This is a genomic window from Pseudomonas sp. KH_046_1 (assembly GCF_057839025.1).
On the sequence record NZ_CM174481.1, the window covers coordinates 1,059,691 to 1,078,738 of the forward strand.

The 19,048-nt window shown below is 61.2% G+C and carries 15 protein-coding genes and 1 pseudogene; 12 read left to right on the forward strand and 4 right to left on the reverse strand.

Annotated features, from left to right (window positions below; translation table 11 throughout):
* On the reverse strand, positions 1 to 918 hold the full coding sequence (locus AC3IT9_RS04745; RefSeq protein ID WP_489272209.1) for a LysR family transcriptional regulator: 918 nt from the start codon (positions 916 to 918) through the stop codon (positions 1 to 3).
* A 102-nt stretch (positions 919 to 1,020) separates the two neighbouring features.
* On the opposite strand from AC3IT9_RS04745, the gene AC3IT9_RS04750 reads away from it, so the two are divergent.
* Positions 1,021 to 2,196, forward strand: coding sequence for an aspartate aminotransferase family protein (locus AC3IT9_RS04750; protein ID WP_489272210.1), 1,176 nt, complete (start codon positions 1,021 to 1,023; stop codon positions 2,194 to 2,196).
* 128 nt (positions 2,197 to 2,324) lie between these two features.
* Here the strand turns inward: AC3IT9_RS04750 and AC3IT9_RS04755 are convergent, their stop codons facing one another.
* Positions 2,325 to 2,825 carry a P-loop NTPase family protein gene (locus AC3IT9_RS04755; RefSeq protein WP_489272212.1) on the reverse strand — a complete coding sequence of 167 codons (501 nt, stop codon included), beginning with the start codon at positions 2,823 to 2,825 and terminating at the stop codon, positions 2,325 to 2,327.
* A gap of 129 nt (positions 2,826 to 2,954) precedes the next feature.
* On the reverse strand, positions 2,955 to 4,877 hold the full coding sequence (locus tag AC3IT9_RS04760; RefSeq protein WP_489272213.1) for an alkaline phosphatase D family protein: 1,923 nt from the start codon (positions 4,875 to 4,877) through the stop codon (positions 2,955 to 2,957).
* Positions 4,878 to 5,081: 204 nt separating this feature from the next.
* On the opposite strand from AC3IT9_RS04760, the gene AC3IT9_RS04765 reads away from it, so the two are divergent.
* The 9 genes and pseudogenes from AC3IT9_RS04765 to AC3IT9_RS04805 all read left to right on the forward strand — a co-directional run bounded on the left by AC3IT9_RS04765 (position 5,082) and on the right by AC3IT9_RS04805 (position 14,811).
* Positions 5,082 to 6,062, forward strand: coding sequence for a quinone oxidoreductase family protein (locus tag AC3IT9_RS04765; protein ID WP_150754905.1), 981 nt, complete (start codon positions 5,082 to 5,084; stop codon positions 6,060 to 6,062).
* A 13-nt stretch (positions 6,063 to 6,075) separates the two neighbouring features.
* Positions 6,076 to 6,924, forward strand: a complete 849-nt coding sequence (locus tag AC3IT9_RS04770) for a TauD/TfdA dioxygenase family protein (protein WP_007979208.1) — start codon at positions 6,076 to 6,078, stop codon at positions 6,922 to 6,924.
* A gap of 114 nt (positions 6,925 to 7,038) precedes the next feature.
* The gene (locus AC3IT9_RS04775; protein ID WP_150754904.1) at positions 7,039 to 8,091 is read left to right on the forward strand and encodes a beta-keto acid cleavage family enzyme; all 1,053 of its coding nucleotides are present in this window, start codon (positions 7,039 to 7,041) and stop codon (positions 8,089 to 8,091) included.
* A gap of 91 nt (positions 8,092 to 8,182) precedes the next feature.
* Complete coding sequence (locus tag AC3IT9_RS04780; protein WP_150727335.1) at positions 8,183 to 9,511, forward strand: MFS transporter; 1,329 nt, start codon at positions 8,183 to 8,185, stop codon at positions 9,509 to 9,511.
* On the forward strand, positions 9,508 to 10,170 hold the full coding sequence (locus AC3IT9_RS04785) for a DsbA family protein (protein ID WP_489272214.1): 663 nt from the start codon (positions 9,508 to 9,510) through the stop codon (positions 10,168 to 10,170). Before AC3IT9_RS04780 ends, AC3IT9_RS04785 begins: the two co-directional genes overlap by 4 nt.
* The gene (locus tag AC3IT9_RS04790) at positions 10,167 to 10,493 is read left to right on the forward strand and encodes a Rieske (2Fe-2S) protein (RefSeq protein WP_150727333.1); all 327 of its coding nucleotides are present in this window, start codon (positions 10,167 to 10,169) and stop codon (positions 10,491 to 10,493) included. The genes AC3IT9_RS04785 and AC3IT9_RS04790 overlap by 4 nt, the downstream gene beginning before the upstream one ends.
* Positions 10,490 to 11,500 carry a YeiH family protein gene (locus AC3IT9_RS04795; protein WP_150754901.1) on the forward strand — a complete coding sequence of 337 codons (1,011 nt, stop codon included), beginning with the start codon at positions 10,490 to 10,492 and terminating at the stop codon, positions 11,498 to 11,500. The genes AC3IT9_RS04790 and AC3IT9_RS04795 overlap by 4 nt, the downstream gene beginning before the upstream one ends.
* Before the next feature lie 131 nt (positions 11,501 to 11,631).
* Positions 11,632 to 11,754, forward strand: a pseudogene (locus tag AC3IT9_RS04800) (putative sulfate exporter family transporter); the annotation flags it as partial.
* A 210-nt stretch (positions 11,755 to 11,964) separates the two neighbouring features.
* The gene (locus AC3IT9_RS04805; protein ID WP_489272215.1) at positions 11,965 to 14,811 is read left to right on the forward strand and encodes a C2H2-type zinc finger protein; all 2,847 of its coding nucleotides are present in this window, start codon (positions 11,965 to 11,967) and stop codon (positions 14,809 to 14,811) included.
* Between the two features lie 107 nt (positions 14,812 to 14,918).
* Here AC3IT9_RS04805 and AC3IT9_RS04810 read toward each other — a convergent pair whose 3' ends face one another.
* Positions 14,919 to 15,971 carry an AraC family transcriptional regulator gene (locus AC3IT9_RS04810; protein ID WP_150727330.1) on the reverse strand — a complete coding sequence of 351 codons (1,053 nt, stop codon included), beginning with the start codon at positions 15,969 to 15,971 and terminating at the stop codon, positions 14,919 to 14,921.
* 355 nt (positions 15,972 to 16,326) lie between these two features.
* Between AC3IT9_RS04810 and AC3IT9_RS04815 the strand changes: the two genes are divergently transcribed.
* Positions 16,327 to 16,893, forward strand: coding sequence for an RBBP9/YdeN family alpha/beta hydrolase (locus tag AC3IT9_RS04815; protein WP_150757966.1), 567 nt, complete (start codon positions 16,327 to 16,329; stop codon positions 16,891 to 16,893).
* Between the two features lie 124 nt (positions 16,894 to 17,017).
* Positions 17,018 to 19,021: a DUF1302 domain-containing protein gene (locus tag AC3IT9_RS04820; protein WP_489272216.1), complete on the forward strand. Its 2,004-nt coding sequence runs from the start codon at positions 17,018 to 17,020 to the stop codon at positions 19,019 to 19,021.
* Positions 19,022 to 19,048 lie beyond the last annotated feature (27 nt).

Below are 19,048 nucleotides of genomic sequence, written 5' to 3' on the forward strand. Positions count from 1 at the left end.
CTATTCGGCCGATGGGTGCTTGCCCCACCTCTGTACGGCGAATTCGACGAAGCGCCGCAGTTTCGGCAAACGGTGGCGATCCTGGGCATAGACCAGGTGCATCGGCCGGCTGGGCGGACAGTAATCGGGCATCAGGGCCAACAGCTTTCCGTCCTTGAGATCCTGCTCGACCAGGGCGTCGGGCATCATCACGATGCCCATGCCGGTTCGCGCCGCTTGATGCAACCCCGCCGAACTGTTGATCAGCATCGGCCCGCCGACCCCGACGCTGACTTCGCCATCGGGACCGGCCAGGCGCCATTCCTTTTGCACCGATTGCCAGTCATCCCCGGCCGGATAGGCAAAGGACAGGCAGTCGTGGTGTCGCAGGTCTTCAGGTGTCTGTGGCGTGCCCCGGCGGGCGAGATATTCCGGCGAGGCGCACATGGTCAGGGTGTAGTCGATCAGCGGGCGGGCGATCAGGTTGGAGGGCTCCAGCGCGCCGAGGCGAAACGCTACATCGAGACCGTTTTCCAGCAGATCCGGGCGACGGTTGGTCAGTACCACGTCGAGTTTCACCCGCGGGTTTTGCCGGCTAAATTCACTCAATGCCGGCGCCAGGCGTTCGGTACCGAAGGTCAAGGGCGCGGTGATGCGCAAGATGCCGCTCGGTTCGTCCAACGCCTGCTCGGCCAAGCGCTCGGAGTCGGCCACCAACCCCAACACTTCCAGGCAGCGCTGGTAATACGCGGCGCCGAACTCGGTCAGCCGCTGGCGCCGCGTTGTGCGGTTGAGCAAGCGCACACCCAGCCGTTGCTCCAGGGCCTTGAGGTGGTTGCCGACCATGGTCGTGGACATTTCGCACTGCAAAGCGGCGGCGGTCATGCTGCCGGTCTCCACCACTTTCACGTAGACGGTCATTGCCTGGAACAGATCCATTATCAAGCTCTGCTTTTAAATGATTGAAGTTTTTCGGCGTTTATCCAGCTCGGGTGGCTAACCATACTGCAAAAACACCGACCCTTGCTGGAGCTTGATGTCATGACCGCCGCCTGCCTGATGAGCACTTACCAACCCTTGGCCTTGAGTTTCAATAAGGGCCTGGGTACTCGCCTGTGGGATCAGGCCGGTCGCGAATACCTGGACGCGGTCGCGGGTGTGGCGGTGACCAATGTCGGCCACTCCCACCCGAAAATCGTTGCCGCCATCGTTGAACAGGCCGGGTTGCTGCTGCACACCTCGAACCTCTACAGCATCGACTGGCAACAGCGGCTGGCGCAGAAACTGACGCGGCTGGCGGGCATGGACCGGGCGTTTTTCAACAACTCCGGGGCCGAAGCCAACGAAACCGCACTGAAAATCGCCCGGCTGCATGGCTGGCACAAGGGCATCGAGCAGCCGCTGGTGGTGGTCATGGAGAATGCGTTCCATGGCCGCACACTCGGCACCTTGTCGGCCAGCGACGGCCCGGCGGTACGCCTGGGTTTCAACAAGCTGCCGGGGGATTTCGTCAAAGTGCCGTTCGGCGATCTCGACGCGCTGGACAAGGTGCAACAGGCCTTTGGCTCGCGGATCGTGGCGATCCTGATGGAGCCGATCCAGGGCGAAAGCGGCGTGCAACTGGCGCCAGCGGGCTATCTCAAGGCTGTGCGCGAACTGTGCAACCGGCGCTCATGGCTGATGATGCTCGATGAAATCCAGACCGGCATCGGCCGCACCGGTCAGTGGTTCGCGTTCCAGCACGAAGGTATCGTCCCGGACGTCATGACCCTGGCCAAGGGCCTGGGCAACGGCGTGCCGATTGGCGCGTGCCTGGCCCGTGGCAAGGCGGCCGAGCTCTTCACGCCGGGCAGCCACGGCAGCACCTTTGGCGGTAATCCGTTGGCCTGTCGGGTTGGTTGCACCGTGCTGGAGATCGTTGAAGAACAAGGGCTGCTGGAAAACGCCCGGCTTCAGGGGGAGCGCCTGCTCGAAAGATTGCGCACAGAACTGGCGGGCAACCCGAACGTCTCGCAAATCCGCGGCCAGGGCCTGATGATCGGCATCGAACTCAAGCAACCGATCCGCGACCTGAGCCTGATCGCCGCCCGGGATCATGGCTTGCTGATCAACGTCACGCGGGGCAAAACCATTCGCCTGCTACCGCCGCTGACCATTGATGAGCGGGAGGTGGAGATGATTGTCAGAGGGGTGAGTGGCGTGGTGAAAGAGGCCTGAAATACGCTCCTTGGGTACCGCAATACCTGTGGGAGCGAGCTTGCTCGCGATGGCGATTACACAGTCAACATCTTCGTTGACAGACATTCCGCTATCGCGAGCAAGCTCGCTCCCACAGGTTTTGTGCCTTAACTGATGGGTATTGTTCCTACTTCTGAAGCGAAGTCGGTGATTTCTTTCCGATCCATCAGTTGAATCCTGGGACCGGTAAACCCTTCAAACAGTCGCTGATGCGCAGAAAAACCACTTGAGTCGTCACGGGTGCGATAGCTGCCCGCCCACTCAAGCAATGCCACCAGTCGTTCGTCATCCTTTGCTTCCCGCCGGCGAATGTTGGCGATGCAATCAACGTCATCAATACACAGCCAGATCAACGCTGTGGCGCGGTGGAGGATTTCGCTGACGATCCAGCCGTAAACCCCTTCGATCACCCAGCGCTCTTCACTTGCCACCCCGTGCGCCATACCCAGCGCTTCATTTCGGGGGCGGGGGATGCTGTGTTCGTCGGACAGCCAGTGAATCCGGTCGAGATCGGTCCAGGGCACACACAGTTGTTCGGCCAGCCGCTGCGCCAGCCAGCTCTTGCCGGAACCGGAATTACCAATGATCAGGGTTCGGGTGAGGTCCATGAGCGACTCCGATCAATTGTGGGAGCGAGCTTGCTCGCGATGACGGTGTGGCAGTCACCACTAAAGTGACTGACAGATTGCAATCGTCGGTACGCCGCCCGGAGCAAGCTCGCACACAGTTTTTTGTGATCACTCGCCGCTTTCGGGCGCCACCATCCGGGTCTTCGGCGAGCCATTGGAGTTGTGCTGAAAAATGTCCTGCGGCTGACCTTTTTCATTAAAGAACACCTGCCCGATCCCCGCCGAATTCCATAGCCGCTCACCGGCTTCGGCGTGTTCCGGCACGTGGGGCACGATGCGCATGCGCCGCCGTTTGGTCAGCCAGTTCAACGGTGAGCGTGGCGAGTACAGCCAGCGGTTGAGGCGGTCGAACCACTCGAGCAGGGTGGCGGGGAATTCATTCTTGATGCCGCTGCTGGTGATCTGCCAGATGCGCGGCCCGGCCTTGCGGTGGCGGATCAGCACTTCGTAGACGAAGGAATAGTGCACATCGCCCGACAGCACCACGTAGTTACCCGGCGTGCGCGAGTGCCGGAAAATATTCAGGATCACCTGCGCCGCACCGCGATGGGCCATCCAGTTTTCCGCGTCCACCAGCAGAGGAAAACCGCACCAGCTGAATACCCGCTGCACGGTTTCAATTAGCTTGACGCCGAAGATCGGCGCGGGCGAAACGATGATCGCACTCGGGTGGTCCAGCAGTTCCTGTTGCAGTTCGCTCAGGGCTTCCCAGTCGAGCAAACCGGAAGGCTGCTTGAGGTTCATTTCGCTGCGCCAGCGTCGGGTGCGGGTGTCGATCACCACCATGGCCGGGGTGGTCGGCAGCACGTAATGCCAGTGCTGAAACTTCAGCAGGTCATCGATCAAATCATCCTGAACGGTGCTGTCGAGGTGACTCTGGTGTGTGCTGTCGCTCAACGCGCCGGCCTTATCCAGCACAGCGGCGAAAGCATCCGGATTGTTGCCCCAGCCCTGGCACAACATATACGCCAGCAACGCGTTGCCGATGATGCGCCGGGAGAACGGATGGCCGTAGGCGGTTTCCTCCCATTGCGCGCTAAGGTTCCAGTCATCGGTGATGTCGTGGTCGTCGAAAATCATCAGCGTCGGCAGATGCGCCAGCGCCCGCGCGACGTTGCCAAGGCCTGCCTTGAAGGCATCGATGCGCGTCTGTTCAAGGGCATAGCGCTTGAGCCTTTCCGGCGTCAGTGTCGGTGCCTGGGGCGCGATCAGGGTCCAGGGCACTGGCGACCAGACCAACAAGTACATGGTCATGACTTCGGCGAAGGTCACCAGGTGATTGTCGGCACTGCTGCTGGTGAAAATCGGCTTGCGCGCGCCACCGAAAAATCGCTCGCGCAGGGTTTCATTGCTTTGCAGTGCCGGCAGCAGATCCGCGCGGTGGTAGTAACTGGCCGGATGCTCGTAGAGCCTGGCGCTGTCGCTGACCACCGCGCCTTCGAGGTGTTCCCCGAACAGGCCCAGGCGCTCGATCAAGGCGTGAATCGCCCGCAACATCGGCCCCGCGACATCGTCGGCGTAGACCTGATCGCCCGTCATCATCAGCAGTGCCGGGCGGTCCCTGGCGGCGTGTTCCTGCGCCAGCAACCGGTCGACGCACAGCAAGCCGTCTGTCGCCGGGTGATGAGGCTTGCGACAAGAGCCGTGCAGCAACTGGTCGACCCGTGCGCGCAGGACGAAGTTCGGGCAACGGGCGTCGCCATACAGCAGGTGCGGCGCCCAGTCAGCGATGCCTTGTTCTGTGCCATCGATCAGCAGGTCATAGTCGATCGATTCATCGCAGGGCAGGGCGCCATCGAGTTGCACATCGATCAAGTGCACAAAGGCATGAGCACCCACTGCAATCACCGTGCATTGCCCGGCATCGAGACGGATATCGCCGACGCCCTGCAAACGCAGGGTCAGTGTCAGCGCCCGGGAACCCACCAGCCACAGCACCAGCCGCGTGGGCTCCAGACGCCGCAACAGCGGGCCGGCCAGGACTGGCGGCAGGGCTTGGTGATCGTCGGGCAGTGGCAGCGTGTCGGACATCCGGGTTCAAGACTCTTGGGGCGTGGAAGCGGGCGATGATAGCGCAGGTGGCGGTGGGACCGGCTAGACGATCCCGTTTCTGCCTGTCACCAAATGAAAAGCCATTGTCGTCTGATGAGAAGCGTCCCGACAGGCCTCGTCCTACAGTCCAATCAGCGCAATTCAATGCAACACGCCCATATTGCAGATTGGAGAATAAGAAAAATGGCCAAAGCCGTACGCTTCTACGAAACCGGTGGTCCCGAAGTTCTACGTTATGAGGACGTCGAAGTCGGCGAACCCGGTCCGGGTCAGGTTCGCCTTCGTCATGTGGCGGTTGGCCTGAACTATGCCGACACCTATTTCCGTAACGGCACCTACCCGATTCCGATGCCCAACGGCATGGGCGTCGAGGCCTCTGGCGTAGTCCAGGCCGTTGGTGAAGGGGTCACCAACGTCGAGGTCGGTGATCGCGTCACCTACACCGGTTTCCTCAACACCCTCGGCGCCTACAGCACCGAGCGCCTGATCCCGGCCGCGCCGCTGATCAAGCTGCCGGAAACCATCAGCTTCGAGACCGCTGCTGCGATGACCATGCGCGGTTTGACGTCCTCGTACCTGATGCGCCGCATCTACGACTTCAAACCGGGCGACAGCATCCTGTTGCATGCCGCCGCTGGCGGTGTCGGGCTGATCGTTTCGCAGTGGGCCAAACTGCTGGGCCTGAACGTGATCGGCACGGTTTCGACCGAGCAAAAGGCGGAAATCGCCCGGGCTCACGGTTGCGACCATACAATCAATTACAGCCATGAAGATGTCGCCGCTCGCGTTCGCGAACTGACCGATGGCGTGGGCGTCAACGTGGTGTTCGACAGTGTTGGCAAAAACACCTTCGAAGGCTCCCTGAATTCGCTCAAACCCCGTGGCCTGATGGTCTGCGTGGGTACCGCATCCGGACCGATCCCGGCGTTCGATCCGGTGATGCTGGCGATGAAAGGTTCGCTGTACCTGACCCGTCCGGCCCTGGCCAACTACATCAGCGACCCTGCGGAAAAAGCCGCCCTGGCTGGCGAGTTGTTCGACCATGTCGGCAGCGGCCGGATCAAGATCGAGATCAACCAGCACTACGCCTTGCAGGATGCCGTGCAGGCCCATCGCGACCTTGAATCTCGCAAGACTACCGGTTCGTCGATTTTCGTCATTTAAGGAGCAGCCAGCCATGAAAGTCGAACAATTGACCTGCAGCATTGGCGCCGAACTGATCGGCGTCAACCTGGCCGACGCGGTGCATGACGACGGTCTGTTTGCCGAGATTCGTGCTCAGCTGCTCAAGCACCGCGTGGTGTTCCTGCGTGACCAGGACATCACCCGCGCCGAGCACGTGGCCTTCGCCCGACGCTTCGGCGAGCTGGAGGATCATCCGGTGGCCGGCAGTGATCCTGATCATCCCGGGTTGGTGCGGATCTACAAGAATCCGGACCAGCCGATGGACCGCTACGAAAACGCCTGGCACACCGACGCTACCTGGCGCGAAGCGCCGCCAATGGGCTGCGTGCTGCGTTGCGTGGAATGCCCGCCAGTGGGCGGCGACACCATGTGGACCAACATGGTCCAGGCCTATGCGAACTTGCCGGAAGACGTAAAGGTCAAGATTGCCGACCTGCGTGCCCGCCACAGCATCGAAGCGAGCTTCGGTGCCGCCATGCCGATTGAAAAACGCCTGGCGCTCAAGGCGATGTACCCGGACGCCGAACACCCGGTGGTGCGCACCCATCCGGAAACCGGCGAGAAGGTGCTGTTCGTCAACGCCTTCACCACCCATTTCAGCAACTACCACACCCCTGAGCGGGTGCGCTTCGGCCAGGACGCCAACCCCGGCGCCGGTGAGTTGCTGCGTTACCTGATCAGCCAGGCGTACATCCCTGAGTATCAGGTGCGCTGGCGCTGGAAGCCCAACAGCATCGCCATCTGGGACAACCGCAGTACCCAGCACTACGCCGTCATGGATTACCCGCCGTGCCATCGCAAGATGGAGCGTGCCGGGATTATCGGCGACAAGACGTTCTGATCGAACGTCACCTGCATCCGCACTCGCAGCATTCGCACTCGTAAACACGTCTGCCCGGCACGACCCCGGGTGGGCGGAACAATCATAAGAACTGGCATAAGAACTGGAGTAACCATGCAATTCTTCGACGATTCCCTGCACCCCGAAAACATGGAAAAGGTGGTCATCACCGTGGCCCCGTACGGCCCGGAATGGATGCCTGAAGACTTCCCGGAAGACATCCCGTTGACCATGGATGAGCAAGTCCAGAAAGCGGTCGAATGCTATGAAGCCGGCGCCACCGTGCTGCACCTGCATGTGCGCGAACTGGACGGCAAGGGCTCCAAGCGCCTGTCGAAATTCAACGAGCTGATCGCCGGTGTGCGTGAAGCCGTGCCAGACATGATCATCCAGGTCGGCGGCTCGATTTCCTTCGCCCCGGAAAGCGATGGCGAAGCGGCCAAGTGGCTGTCCGACGACACCCGCCACATGCTGGCCGAGCTGACGCCGAAACCGGATCAGGTCACGGTGGCGATCAACACCACCCAGATGAACATCATGGAGCTGCTGTATCCGGAATACCTGGAAGGCACCTCCCTGGCCAACCCGATGACCCAGGCTGCCTACAGCGAGATGACCGTACCGGCAGGCCCGGCCTGGGTTGCCGAGCACCTCAAGCGCCTGATGGACAACGGCATCCAGCCACACTTCCAGTTGACCGGCATGCACGCCATGGAAACCCTCGAGCGCCTGGTGCGTCGTGGCGTTTACAAAGGCCCGCTGAACCTGACCTGGATCGGCATCGGCGGCGGTTTCGATGGCCCGAACCCGTTCAACTTCTTCAACTTCATCCACCGCGCGCCGGACGGTTGCACCCTGACCTCCGAGTCGCTGCTGAAAAACGTCATGCCGTTCAACACCATGTCGATGGCCATGGGCATGCACCCGCGTGTGGGCAACGAAGACACTATCATTGACCACAAGGGCGATCGTTTCGGCTCGGTGGCACAGATCCAGCAAACCGTGCGCATCGCCCATGAACTGGGGCGTGAAATCGCCACCGGCAAAGAAGCCCGCGAGATTTACCGCATCGGCGTGCAGTACGAAACCATCGAGGAAACCCTGTTGGCCAACGGCATGGCCCCCAACCGCAAGGCTGGGCAGAAAGGTGTGCCGCAACGCGGCTGACCTGTAGTCGGGGACGAGAGGCCGTGACCTCTCGTCCACCGCACTGCAAACGCTTGATAACAACAATAAAACAAAGCTTTGAGGAGGCTGCATGGCCTTTCACCCAATCGCCGCCGACGATGACGACGCAGGTTGCGTCGGCGTTGCGCGCCAATATGCCTGGATCGTCTTTGCACTGACGTTCGGCCTGTTGATTTCCGATTACATGTCGCGTCAGGTACTGAACGCGGTATTCCCCCTGCTCAAGAGTGAGTGGGCGCTGAGCGACGGACAGCTGGGTCTGCTCAGTGGCATCGTTGCCCTGATGGTCGGCCTGCTGACGTTTCCCCTGTCGTTGCTGGCGGACCGTTTCGGCCGGGTCAAGAGCCTGGCGCTGATGGCTTTCTTGTGGAGCGTGGCGACCCTGGGTTGCGCGTTGGCTCAGGACTACCAGCAGATGTTCATTGCGCGATTCATGGTCGGCGTCGGCGAAGCCGCCTACGGCAGCGTGGGCATCGCCGTGGTGATTTCAGTGTTCCCCAAACACATGCGGGCTACCCTGGCCAGCGCCTTCATGGCTGGCGGGATGTTCGGTTCGGTGTTGGGCATGGCTTTGGGCGGTGCGATTGCCGCCAAGCTGGGCTGGCGCTGGTCGTTCGCCGGCATGTCGTTGTTTGGCCTGGTGCTGGCGATGCTTTATCCGCTCATCGTCAAGGAAGCGCGCATTGCGCCCAAGCGTGCAGCCCAGTTGGCGAACAAGGTGGCAGCGGTCAAGCGTCCGTTGTCTACGTTGTGGTCCAGCCGTTCGGTGGTGGCAACCTACATCGGCAGCGGCTTGCAGCTGTTCGTCGGCGGCACGGTGATAGTGTGGATACCGAGCTACCTCAATCGCTACTACGACATGCCAACGGGCAAGGCGGGCGGCTTGGCCGCGATCATCGTCCTGTGCAGCGGTGCCGGGATGATCCTGTGCGGCATGCTCAGCGATCGGCTGTGTCGCAACTCGCCGGAGCGCAAGGTCAGCCTGGCCATCGCTTTTTGCCTGGGCAGCTGCCTGTTGCTGTCGGCGGCGTTCGCGCTATCGGCGGGGCCTTTGCAGCTGGTGCTGATCTGCCTGGGCATGCTGATTGCCGCTGGCACCACCGGCCCCGCTGGCGCGATGGTTGCCAACCTGACCCATTACTCGGTCCATGGCACCGCCTTCGCCACGCTGACCCTGGCCAACAACATGCTGGGGCTGGCGCCCGGGCCGTTCATCACCGGCCGGGTGTCGGACCTCATCGGTCTGCATGCCGCGTTTCAACTGGTGCCACTGGTCAGCCTCGCGGCGGCGGCGGTGTTCTTTTATGCCAAGTGTCATTACCACAAAGATATTGCCCGCCTTCAGGGTCAGAGCGTGCCTGACCCTGTCAGTGAAGCCGGGATAGAGGTGAAGTTGTGAGTCGTCGTTTACGTATTGATGTGTTTTTCGATTTTATCTGCCCCTGGTGCCTGATCGGCAAACGCCAACTGGAGCATGCACAGGTGCAGTTTCGCAGTCGCCACCCGGATGTGCAGATCACCACGGCGTGGCATGGCGTGCAGCTGTTGCCTCAGATACCGGTAGAAGGTGAACCCTTCGCCGATTTCTACCGCAAGCGCCTGGGCAATGCCGACGCCGTGGCCATGCGCCAGGCCCAGGTCCAGCAGGCTGCTTCGGCAGTCGGGCTGGCCATCGACTTGACCCGCATCGCGACGATGCCCAACACCGCCGACGCCCATCGTTTGTTCGAGCGTGCCAGCGCACTGGGTAATGCCAGCCAGCGTGAAATGTTGCTCGAACGACTGTTCGCCGCTTATTTCCTGAGAAGCGAAAACCTCGGTTGCCGTGAGACCTTGCTTGCCATTGCCCGCTCCTGCGGCGTCGCCCCGGACGGGGTGCTCGATTGCCTGAAGGGTGATGCCACGCCGTTTGAAGGATCTCCCGGCGCGACCAGTGGCGTGCCGAGCTTCAAGTTCGACAACCGCATGACGGTGATCGGCGCCCAACCTGCCCAGGCGCTGCTCGCGGCCATGAACGAAGCCCTCAAGGAAAGTGAGCACGAGCGGCAGCCAGCATGACCCGGCGCATTCCCGTGCCAGCCGGCAAGCACCCGCAGGCCGGTGGCCGGGCGTTGTACGAGTTCGAAGACAAAAGCCTGGCGTTGTTCAACGTCGACGGGCAGCTGTTTGCCATCGACGACAGCTGCCCGCATCAGGGCGCCTCGTTGTGTGGCGGGCGTCTTGAGGGGCGGGTGATTCAATGCTGCGCCCATGGCCTGCGCTTCGATTTACGCAGCGGCTACATGCTCAATTCCACCCTGGTCAAAGTCACCAACTACCCGGTCGAGATCATCGACGGCCAGGCGTTTATCGTCATCGCATCCGAGGAGAACGCGCCATGAGCGCCATTGCTCTCACCCGTATCCACACTCGCACGCGCGAACTGGCGCCGGGGTTTATCGTCAGTCTGATTGTCGCGGCCGCCGCGTCGTTCTTGTCCGAGCACTACGGTGCGCCGGTCATGCTGTTTGCCTTGCTGCTGGGCATGGCCCTGAATTTTCTCGCCGATGACGGCCCCTGCAAGGCCGGTATCGAGTTCACCGCCCGCACCGTGCTGCGCATCGGCGTGGCGCTGCTGGGCATGCGCATCACCCTGGAACAAATGGCGGCGCTGGGCTGGAAGCCGATAGCGCTGGTGGTAATCCTGGTGGTAGTGACCATCAGCGTGTCTGTGATCGCCGCCAAGGCCCTGGGTTTCCAGCGCCTGTTCGGCATGCTCACCGGCGGCGCGACGGCCATCTGTGGCGCCTCGGCGGCCTTGGCATTGGCAGCGGCGCTGCCGAACCATCCGCAGAAAGAACGGGCGACACTGTTCACGGTCATTGGCGTGTCGGCGCTGTCGACGCTGGCGATGATCGTCTACCCGATGATCGCCAACTGGCTGGAGTTGTCGCCGCAGGTGGCGGGCGTGTTCCTCGGCGCCACGATCCACGACGTGGCCCAGGTGGTCGGCGCCGGCTACAGCATGTCGACCGAGACCGGCGACACGGCCACGGTGGTCAAGCTGATGCGCGTTGCCATGCTGCTGCCGGTGATCGTCACTGCGGCGATGATCACCCGCATGCAAGGCGCCGACCCGACCGGCAAGCGCCCGCCGCTGCTACCGTGGTTCGCCGTCGGCTTTCTGATTCTGGCCTGCATCAACAGCACCGGATGGATTGCGCCTGCGGTGCAAGGATCGGTCAACGAACTGTCGCGCTGGTGCCTGGTGATTTCCATCAGTGCCCTGGGCATGAAGACCCGGCTCAAGGAGCTGGCGGCGGTCGGGATCAAGCCGATTCTGCTGATGGTCGGGGAGACGGTGTTCCTGGTCGTGCTGGTGCTGTTGTTGCTGCGCTGGGGGCTCTAGGTATCAGACAGATCCTGTGGGAGCGAGCTTGCTCGCGATAGCGGTTTCACATTCAACACTCATGGCGGCTGACACACCGCCATCGCGAGCAAGCTCGCTCCCACAGGGATGGTGTTCCAACTTCGCGCATTCTGGGCATGAAGACCCGGCTCAAGGAGCTGGCGGCGGTCGGGATCAAGCCGATTCTGCTGATGGTCGGGGAGACGGTGTTCCTGGTCGTGCTGGTGCTGTTGTTGCTGCACTGGGGGCTCTGAACGCGTCACCACCCTTACGTTTTATGGCAGGGCTGCACGGCGTTGACTCCTCATGCCGTGGGGCTCCAGACCGGTGCTACAAGCACCGGTCTTTCGCGGCGACTGTACCAGCAGTCGCCGTTTTTTTATGGCGGTCAATCAAGGGTTTTTCCACCAACCTGTAATTTCTGACAGTAGACGCTAGCCGACAGCGAATGCTATCCAGAGCCTATGAACAATCCCGGTGTGCACCACGCAACGCCCACCCTCGCGGTCATGGATCCGCGAGGGCTCGCTGTGCGCGGCGTGGGCTACTGGCGTGCGCAGACTGGACAAGCGCCGCAGGCGCGGGTCACGCGGCAGGTGTTCGATGCGGCGGGGCGTGGGGTTGAGCAGTGGGATGCGCGGTTGCCGGTTTCGGCGTTGAGTCATGGGTTTAGCCTGACAGGGGCGGTGTTGGCGACGGACAGCGTCGATGCCGGTTGGCGTGTGTCGATGCACGGTCAAACCGGTGAAGCCCTGGTTCAGTGGGACAGTCGCGGCACGCGGCAGGACCATGAATACGACACGTCGCTACGCCCAACGTCGGTGATGGAACAGGCGCGGGGTGAGCCGGTGCGGGTGGTCGAGCGCTTCGAGTATGGCGGCGCCCATCTTGAAGTCGGCAATCAGTGTGGTCGGCTGATTCGCCACGACGACCTGGCCGGCACTCGGTATATGCCCGAGTACGATCTGCTGGGGCTGGCGCAGAGTGAAATCAGCCACTTTCTCACTGAGTTGGACACGCCCGACTGGCCGCTGGACAAGTCGGGACGTGATGCCTTGCTTGAGTCCGGAATTGGGCTGGAGAGTCGCTGGGCCTACAACCCCGCCGGGAATCTACTGAGCCTTACCGACGCCAACGGCCACCGTCGGCGCTTCAGCTACAGCGTGGCGGGACAGCTCAAGGACGGTTGGCTGCAACCGGCGAATAGCCCGGGACCCGGACAGTGCCAGGTGCACGACATCCGTTACAACCCGAGCGATCAGGTTGAGCGGGAAACGGCCGGCAATGGCGTAATCACCGAGGCCGAGTACGCGCCCAGCGATGGGCGTTTGCTGCGCTTGGCCGCCGGATTGCCCGGCGCGTCACCCTTGCAGGACCTGCGTTATGAAGTCGACGCGGTCGGCAACATCCTTGAGATCGACGACTGCGCGCTGCCTATCCGTTTCCATAAGAACCAACTGGTCGAGGCACGGCGCACCTTCACCTATGACAGCCTCAGCCAGTTGACCAGCGCCACCGGCTGGGAAGCCGAGCAAGCCGCCTCTTACCCGATGCCCCGTTACCGCACCTCGAACGACGCCAACGCCGTGGTGAACTACCGCGAAGACTACGCCTACGACCCGGCCGGCAACATGACCGAACTGCGACACCTCGGCGCGCAGCCATTCACCCGGCGCTGGGCCGTCGCCCCGAACAGCAATCGCAGCTTGCTTGAGGATGATCAGCCGCCGGATTTCGACAGCCGCTTCGACAGCAATGGCAACCTGTGCTTTCTGCAGCGTGGCCAGGAATTGTTTTGGGACCTGCGCAATCAACTCTCCAGCGTTTCACCCGTACAGCGTGAAAACGAAGCCGACGACACCGAACGCTACCTCTATGGTGGCGGAGGCAAACGCCTGCGCAAAGTCCGCACGGCCCTGACCGGTACTCATACCGTGACCGCCGAAGTGCGCTACCTGCCGGGACTGGAAATCCATCTGCGCAATGGCACCCCGTTGCACCAGGTACTCGACCTCGACGCCGGCCGCAATCGCGTGCAATGGCTGCTCGGACCCGGTGCCCCGGAATATGCGTTGCGTTACCACCTCACCGACCACCAAGGCTCTGGCACGCTGGAACTCGATGAACACGCCCAGATACAGAGCCGCGAAGTGTATTACCCGTTTGGCGGTACGGCGTGGGAAGATCACCGCGATCAGAGTGGCGCCTGGAAAACCCTTCGTTACTCGGGCAAAGAGCGCGATGCTACCGGGCTCTATTACTACGGTTATCGCTACTTTGCGCCGTGGCTGGGGCGGTGGATCAATCCCGACCCGGCGGGGGCGGTGGATGGGTTGAATCTGTATGGGTTTGTCGGGAATTCGCCGGCGGGCAGAGTGGACCGGGATGGACGGATGGGGAGTCCGGCGCAATTATTATTGTTTGATGAGGATTCCGAAGAGTCGGTGGAGCTGCCACCGGATATGTTAAACACCGCATTTACCACCACCCTGCCCTTGCTGGAAATCACCGACGATGACTTCATTACAGAGGGGTTGGAATGGAACCTGGATGAATATGTTGGAACACCTGACCCTCAAGCAGAGTTTAACTTCGACATTGCGGTAACCCGGGCTTTTGATTCCATTGCGGTTCAGCCTGCCAGTTCTCCTGTTGCCGGCCCTTCGTCGGTGGGTTTTCTTAGCAAACCAAATCGTCCTGCCTGTCCCACTTGTGGCAAAGTCTTTTCGAGTAAGGACTCCCTTACACGACATTTGAGAACTCATACCGGTGAGCGACCTTATGCCTGTACAGAATCGGGATGCAATGCAGCATATAGCGCGTCGGGAAACCTGGCTGAACATCGTCGAACACATACTGGTGAGCGGCCTTATGCCTGTACGGAACCGGGATGCAATGCAGCATTTCGCGCGTTGGGAGCCCTGGCTGTACATCGTCGAACACATACTGGTGAGCGGCCTTATGCCTGTACGGAACCGGGATGCAATGCAGCATTTCGCGCGTTGGGAGCCCTGGCGGTACATCGTCGAACACATACTGGTGAGCGGCCTTTTGCCTGTACAGAACCGGGATGCAATGCAGCATTTAGCGCGTCGGGAGCCCTGGCGGTACATCGTCGAACACATACTGGTGAGCGGCCTTATGCCTGTACGGAACCGGGATGCAATGCAGCATATAGCACGTCGGGAAACCTGGCTGAACATCGTCGAACACATACTGGTGAGCGGCCTTATGCCTGTACGGAACTAGGATGTAACGCAGCTTTTGCGCGACCGGCTAACCTGGCTCGGCATCGTCGAACGCATCGATAATCCGTTACGACCGTTGGTTCACTAGATGATTGATCCTCTATAATTTAGAGTCGCCATCAAACCAGTCGCGAAGCAGGAAATGTCGGCCTCTCGATGGTCGAGTCGAATCAAGACTCTTTTGGAACAGCCTGAGCCGCAGCATCTGCCTGCAGTTTTGTAGAGCCCTGCTTCTGCGCCCGCCACGTCGCAGGCGGCATCCCAAACTGGCTGATGAACCACCGCGTAAACGAACTCGCCATCGAGTAGCCAAGCATGTCGGCAATGCGGCTCAGCGGATAATTCGGATTATCCAGATAGCGCAGCACAAGGTCGCGACGCACATCATTGATCACGTCATTGAACGCACAGCCATCGTCCTTGAGGCGGCGTTGCAGGGTGCGTACGTTCATGCCCTGGCTCTGGGCCACCTGTTCGATAGTGGCACGCCCCATGGGCAGTAGCAGGTAGATGGCCTTGCGCACCTCGAACAGCATCGAGGCGCCTTCGTGGTTCTGCAGCGAATCGAGGTAGCTCTGGGCGTAGCGGGCCATGGCCGGGTCGGCGTTGGGGTTGGTCACGTCGAGGCTGACGTCAGGGCAGACGATGCCGTTGAATTCGCTGCCGAACTCCAGGTTGCAGCCGAACAGCCGGCGGTGCAGGTGCAGGTTGTCCGGTGGCTGGTGCATGAAGTTGACGCTGTAGGGGTGCCAGTGTGAGCCCAGCAAGGCCGAGCACAGCCGGAACATCACGCCGATGGCCAGCTCCGTGGCTTGGCGGCTGGGCATCGGCGATTCGGTGACCACCTCTTCGCGAATGATCACCATCTTGCCGGCCTCTTCAATGAAGATCGCCAGCGAATCATTCATCAGGTGCCGATAATCCACCACGACCTGCAAGGCATCGCGCAGGGTGCGCTGGTGGCTGAGCAGCAGGCTGACCACGCCGAAGTCCGAGAGCTGGCGCGACTCGGCCATGCTCAGGCCGAAGGTCTGGCAGCCGCTGGCGGTGGCCGAGTCTTCCAGCAAACGCACGGCGGCATCGATCTGGATACGGTGTTCAGGGGCTTGCAGTTGGGCCCTGCTCAGGCCGACAGCGGCCAGCACGTCGCGCGGGTTGAAACCCAGGTACTGGGTGACCTCCAGGTAGTTGGTCAAGACGGCGGCGCGAACAAGCTTGGTCATGCAAAGTCTTCCCTGGGCCGATGGCGGTTGGCGTGAGCGTGGCGACTATATCCAGCGTATCAACAGTTGAACAGTTGTCATGTCGTTGATGGATTTCATGCTGTCCGGTCACCGATCCTCTACGCTGCATGGAGCCATCAGCGCTCATCCGTTGATTACAGTGACCTTGCGCCAACCTGCGGGATTTTTCGACCGGCGGTCGCGCTGTCCTGGTGTCCTACAATTTGTCATCAAAAGAAAAGTGCCTGACGTCCAATGTAAAGCGCTTCGGGTGGGCGCTCTTTAATGTCGACCCTACAAAAAGCCTCTGGCGAAAACAGCCAGTCGAGTTATCGAGAAAGCGAAGGTGCTGACCGTGGACAAACTGCAAACTGCCGCCACCATTCTGATCGTTCCGGGTCTGCGCGAGCACGTGGCCGAACATTGGCAAACATTGCTTGCCGCCAGGCTGAGCAACGTGCGCAGTGTTGCGCCGCTGGAGACCGACAAGCTCGATTGCATGGCCCGTGTGCGGGCGATTCAACACGAACTCGAACAGATCGACGGCCCCGTGATTCTGGTGGCCCACAGCGCTGGCGTGCTGATGGTCGCGCACTGGGCGGCGCACTACAGCCGTCCGATCAAAGGCGCCTTGCTGGCCGCGCCACCGGACCTCGATGCGGTCTGGCCGTCAAACTATCCATCTTCCGAGACCCTGCGTAACCAGGGCTGGAATCCTCTGCCACAAGGCCCGCTGCCATTTCGCAGCATCGTGGCCGGCAGCACCAACGATCACTTGGCCAGTCTTCCAGCGGTCACCCGCATGGCAGAAGGCTGGGGCGCCGAATTGCTCAATCTGGGCGATGTCGGCCATCTCAATCCGGCCGCAGGATTTGGCCACTGGCAGCAAGCTGAAGCACTCATCCTGGAGCTGGATCGCTAGTACAAGGAGCTGGACTGGCAGTACGCCAACCGGCATTTGCCCTCATTCCTTAAACGCAAACCCGAAGAGGTTTGTGCGAGGGCGGCTGCGCTTAAAACAAATACAAAAAGGCGGAGACAACGCAATGCACAACAATAAGAGTCACGGCTTCACCGCGCCACGCTGCACCTTGCTGGCCTCAGCCATTCTTGCGGCAACCGTACCGGTGGCCCATGCGGCCGAGATCGAGACGGGGAATCCGGACTGGAACGTACGCGTGGATAACACCATCAAGTACAACTACGGCGTGCGCACCGAAAGCGCCGACAAGCGCATGTTGGCAACGCCGAACAACAACGACGGCGACTACAACTTCCGCAAGGCCGGTACCAACATCACCAACCGTATCGACCTGTTGACCGAAATGGACGTGGTCTACAAGAACGCCATGGGCTTTCGCGTCAGCGCCGCCAGCTGGTACGACAAGGCCTATGACAACACTGGCTCCAATTCCAACCCGTTCGTCAACGGCAACGATGCGCGTTCGGGCCTGATCGCCAACGACCCACGACTGGCAGGGGTCAACCGTGACAACGTCGGCAACGGCAGCCCGCACCTGAGCAACTATGCCCAGCGCTACTACAGCGGTCCTTCGGGCGAAATCCTCGATGCCTTCGTGTTCTACAGCACCGAAGTGGGCGAGGAGTCGATGTTCAGCGCCAAGGCCGGTCAGCACAACGTGTTCTGGGGCGAGACCATTCTCAACCCGGTGCACTCGGTCAGCTATGGCCAGTCCGGCCTCGACCTGGCCAAGCTTGCCGCGTCGCCGGGTACCGAAGCCAAGGAACTGTTCGTTCCGCGTAACCAGTTGTCGATGTCGTTCACCATCAATCCCGAGCTGACCGTGGGTGCCCAGTATTTCCTCAATTGGGATGCCGCGCGTCTGCCGGAAGCGGGCACCTACTACGGTGGTTCCGACCTGGTCGGCTTCGGCGCGCAATCGTTCCTGTTGGGCAACACCAACGGCGTGGTCCCGGGCAGCCCGCTGGGTTGTGGCCTGGCGCCGTGCAACGCCTTGACCAATGTGCGTCGTGGCAAGGACCTGACCCCGCATGACAGCGGCGACTGGGGCGTCATGGCCAAATGGTCGCCGGCCTGGCTCGATGGCACCCTCGGCGTTTACTACCGCGAAACCTCGGAAATCCTGCCGCAAGCCTTTCTGGACGCCCGGGGCATCAGCTCGGCCAACCCGAACGGCACCCGTCCGGCAGGGCAAGTGCCTGCGGTAATCAACACCCTCAATTCGCTGGACACCGCCACCTATCAACTGGCCTATGCCGACAACATCAAGATCCTTGGCTTGAGCCTGTCCAAGGACGTGGGTGGAATCAGCGTGGGTTCGGACCTGAACGTTCGTCACAACATGCCGCTGGCCAGTATCCCGGCGATCGTCAGTACCCGCAGCCCGCTGGGCCTGGGTCAAGGTCTTGGCCTGCTGCCAGCGCGTACGGACGCCACCGGTGTGGTCTATGACACCCCGAGCCGTGGCGACAGCATGAGCGCCACCGGTGACACCCTGCACTGGACGCTCAACGGTCTGATGACCCTGCCGAAAACGCCGGTGTTCGACCAGGCAACTGTGCTTGCCGAGCTGTACTACAGCAACCTGCTCAAGCTCGATAGCAAGAACGAAGCGCTCTACAAGGGCAAGGGCAGCTATCGCGGTATCGACGCGCCGACCCGTGACAACTGGGGTCTGGCAGTCAACTTCACACCGACCTGGTACCAGGTATTCCCGGGTGTCGATCTCAACGCGCCGATGTCGGTCAACGTCGGCCTCGACGGTGTGTCGCCGGTCTCCGGTGGCGGTGCCAAGGACACCGGTAACTATGCCGTTGGCTTGGGTGCCGTTGTGTACAACAAATACTTTGTCGACCTGAAGTACGTGGACTCTTTCGGCGAAACCGACAAGTGCAACAACAGTGGTGTGAGTACCGGCCCAACCGGCGGTGACGGCTCCACCCCGAACGCCTTCAGCGGCAACGAAAACTACGCCTGTTACGCCGGCGGCTACTCGTCCTTCTCCGGAGGTGGTGCCACGACTGAGGACCGTGGCGCCGTGTACCTGACGATGAAAACTACATTCTGATTCACCACTGATTTGCTCAATGCAAGC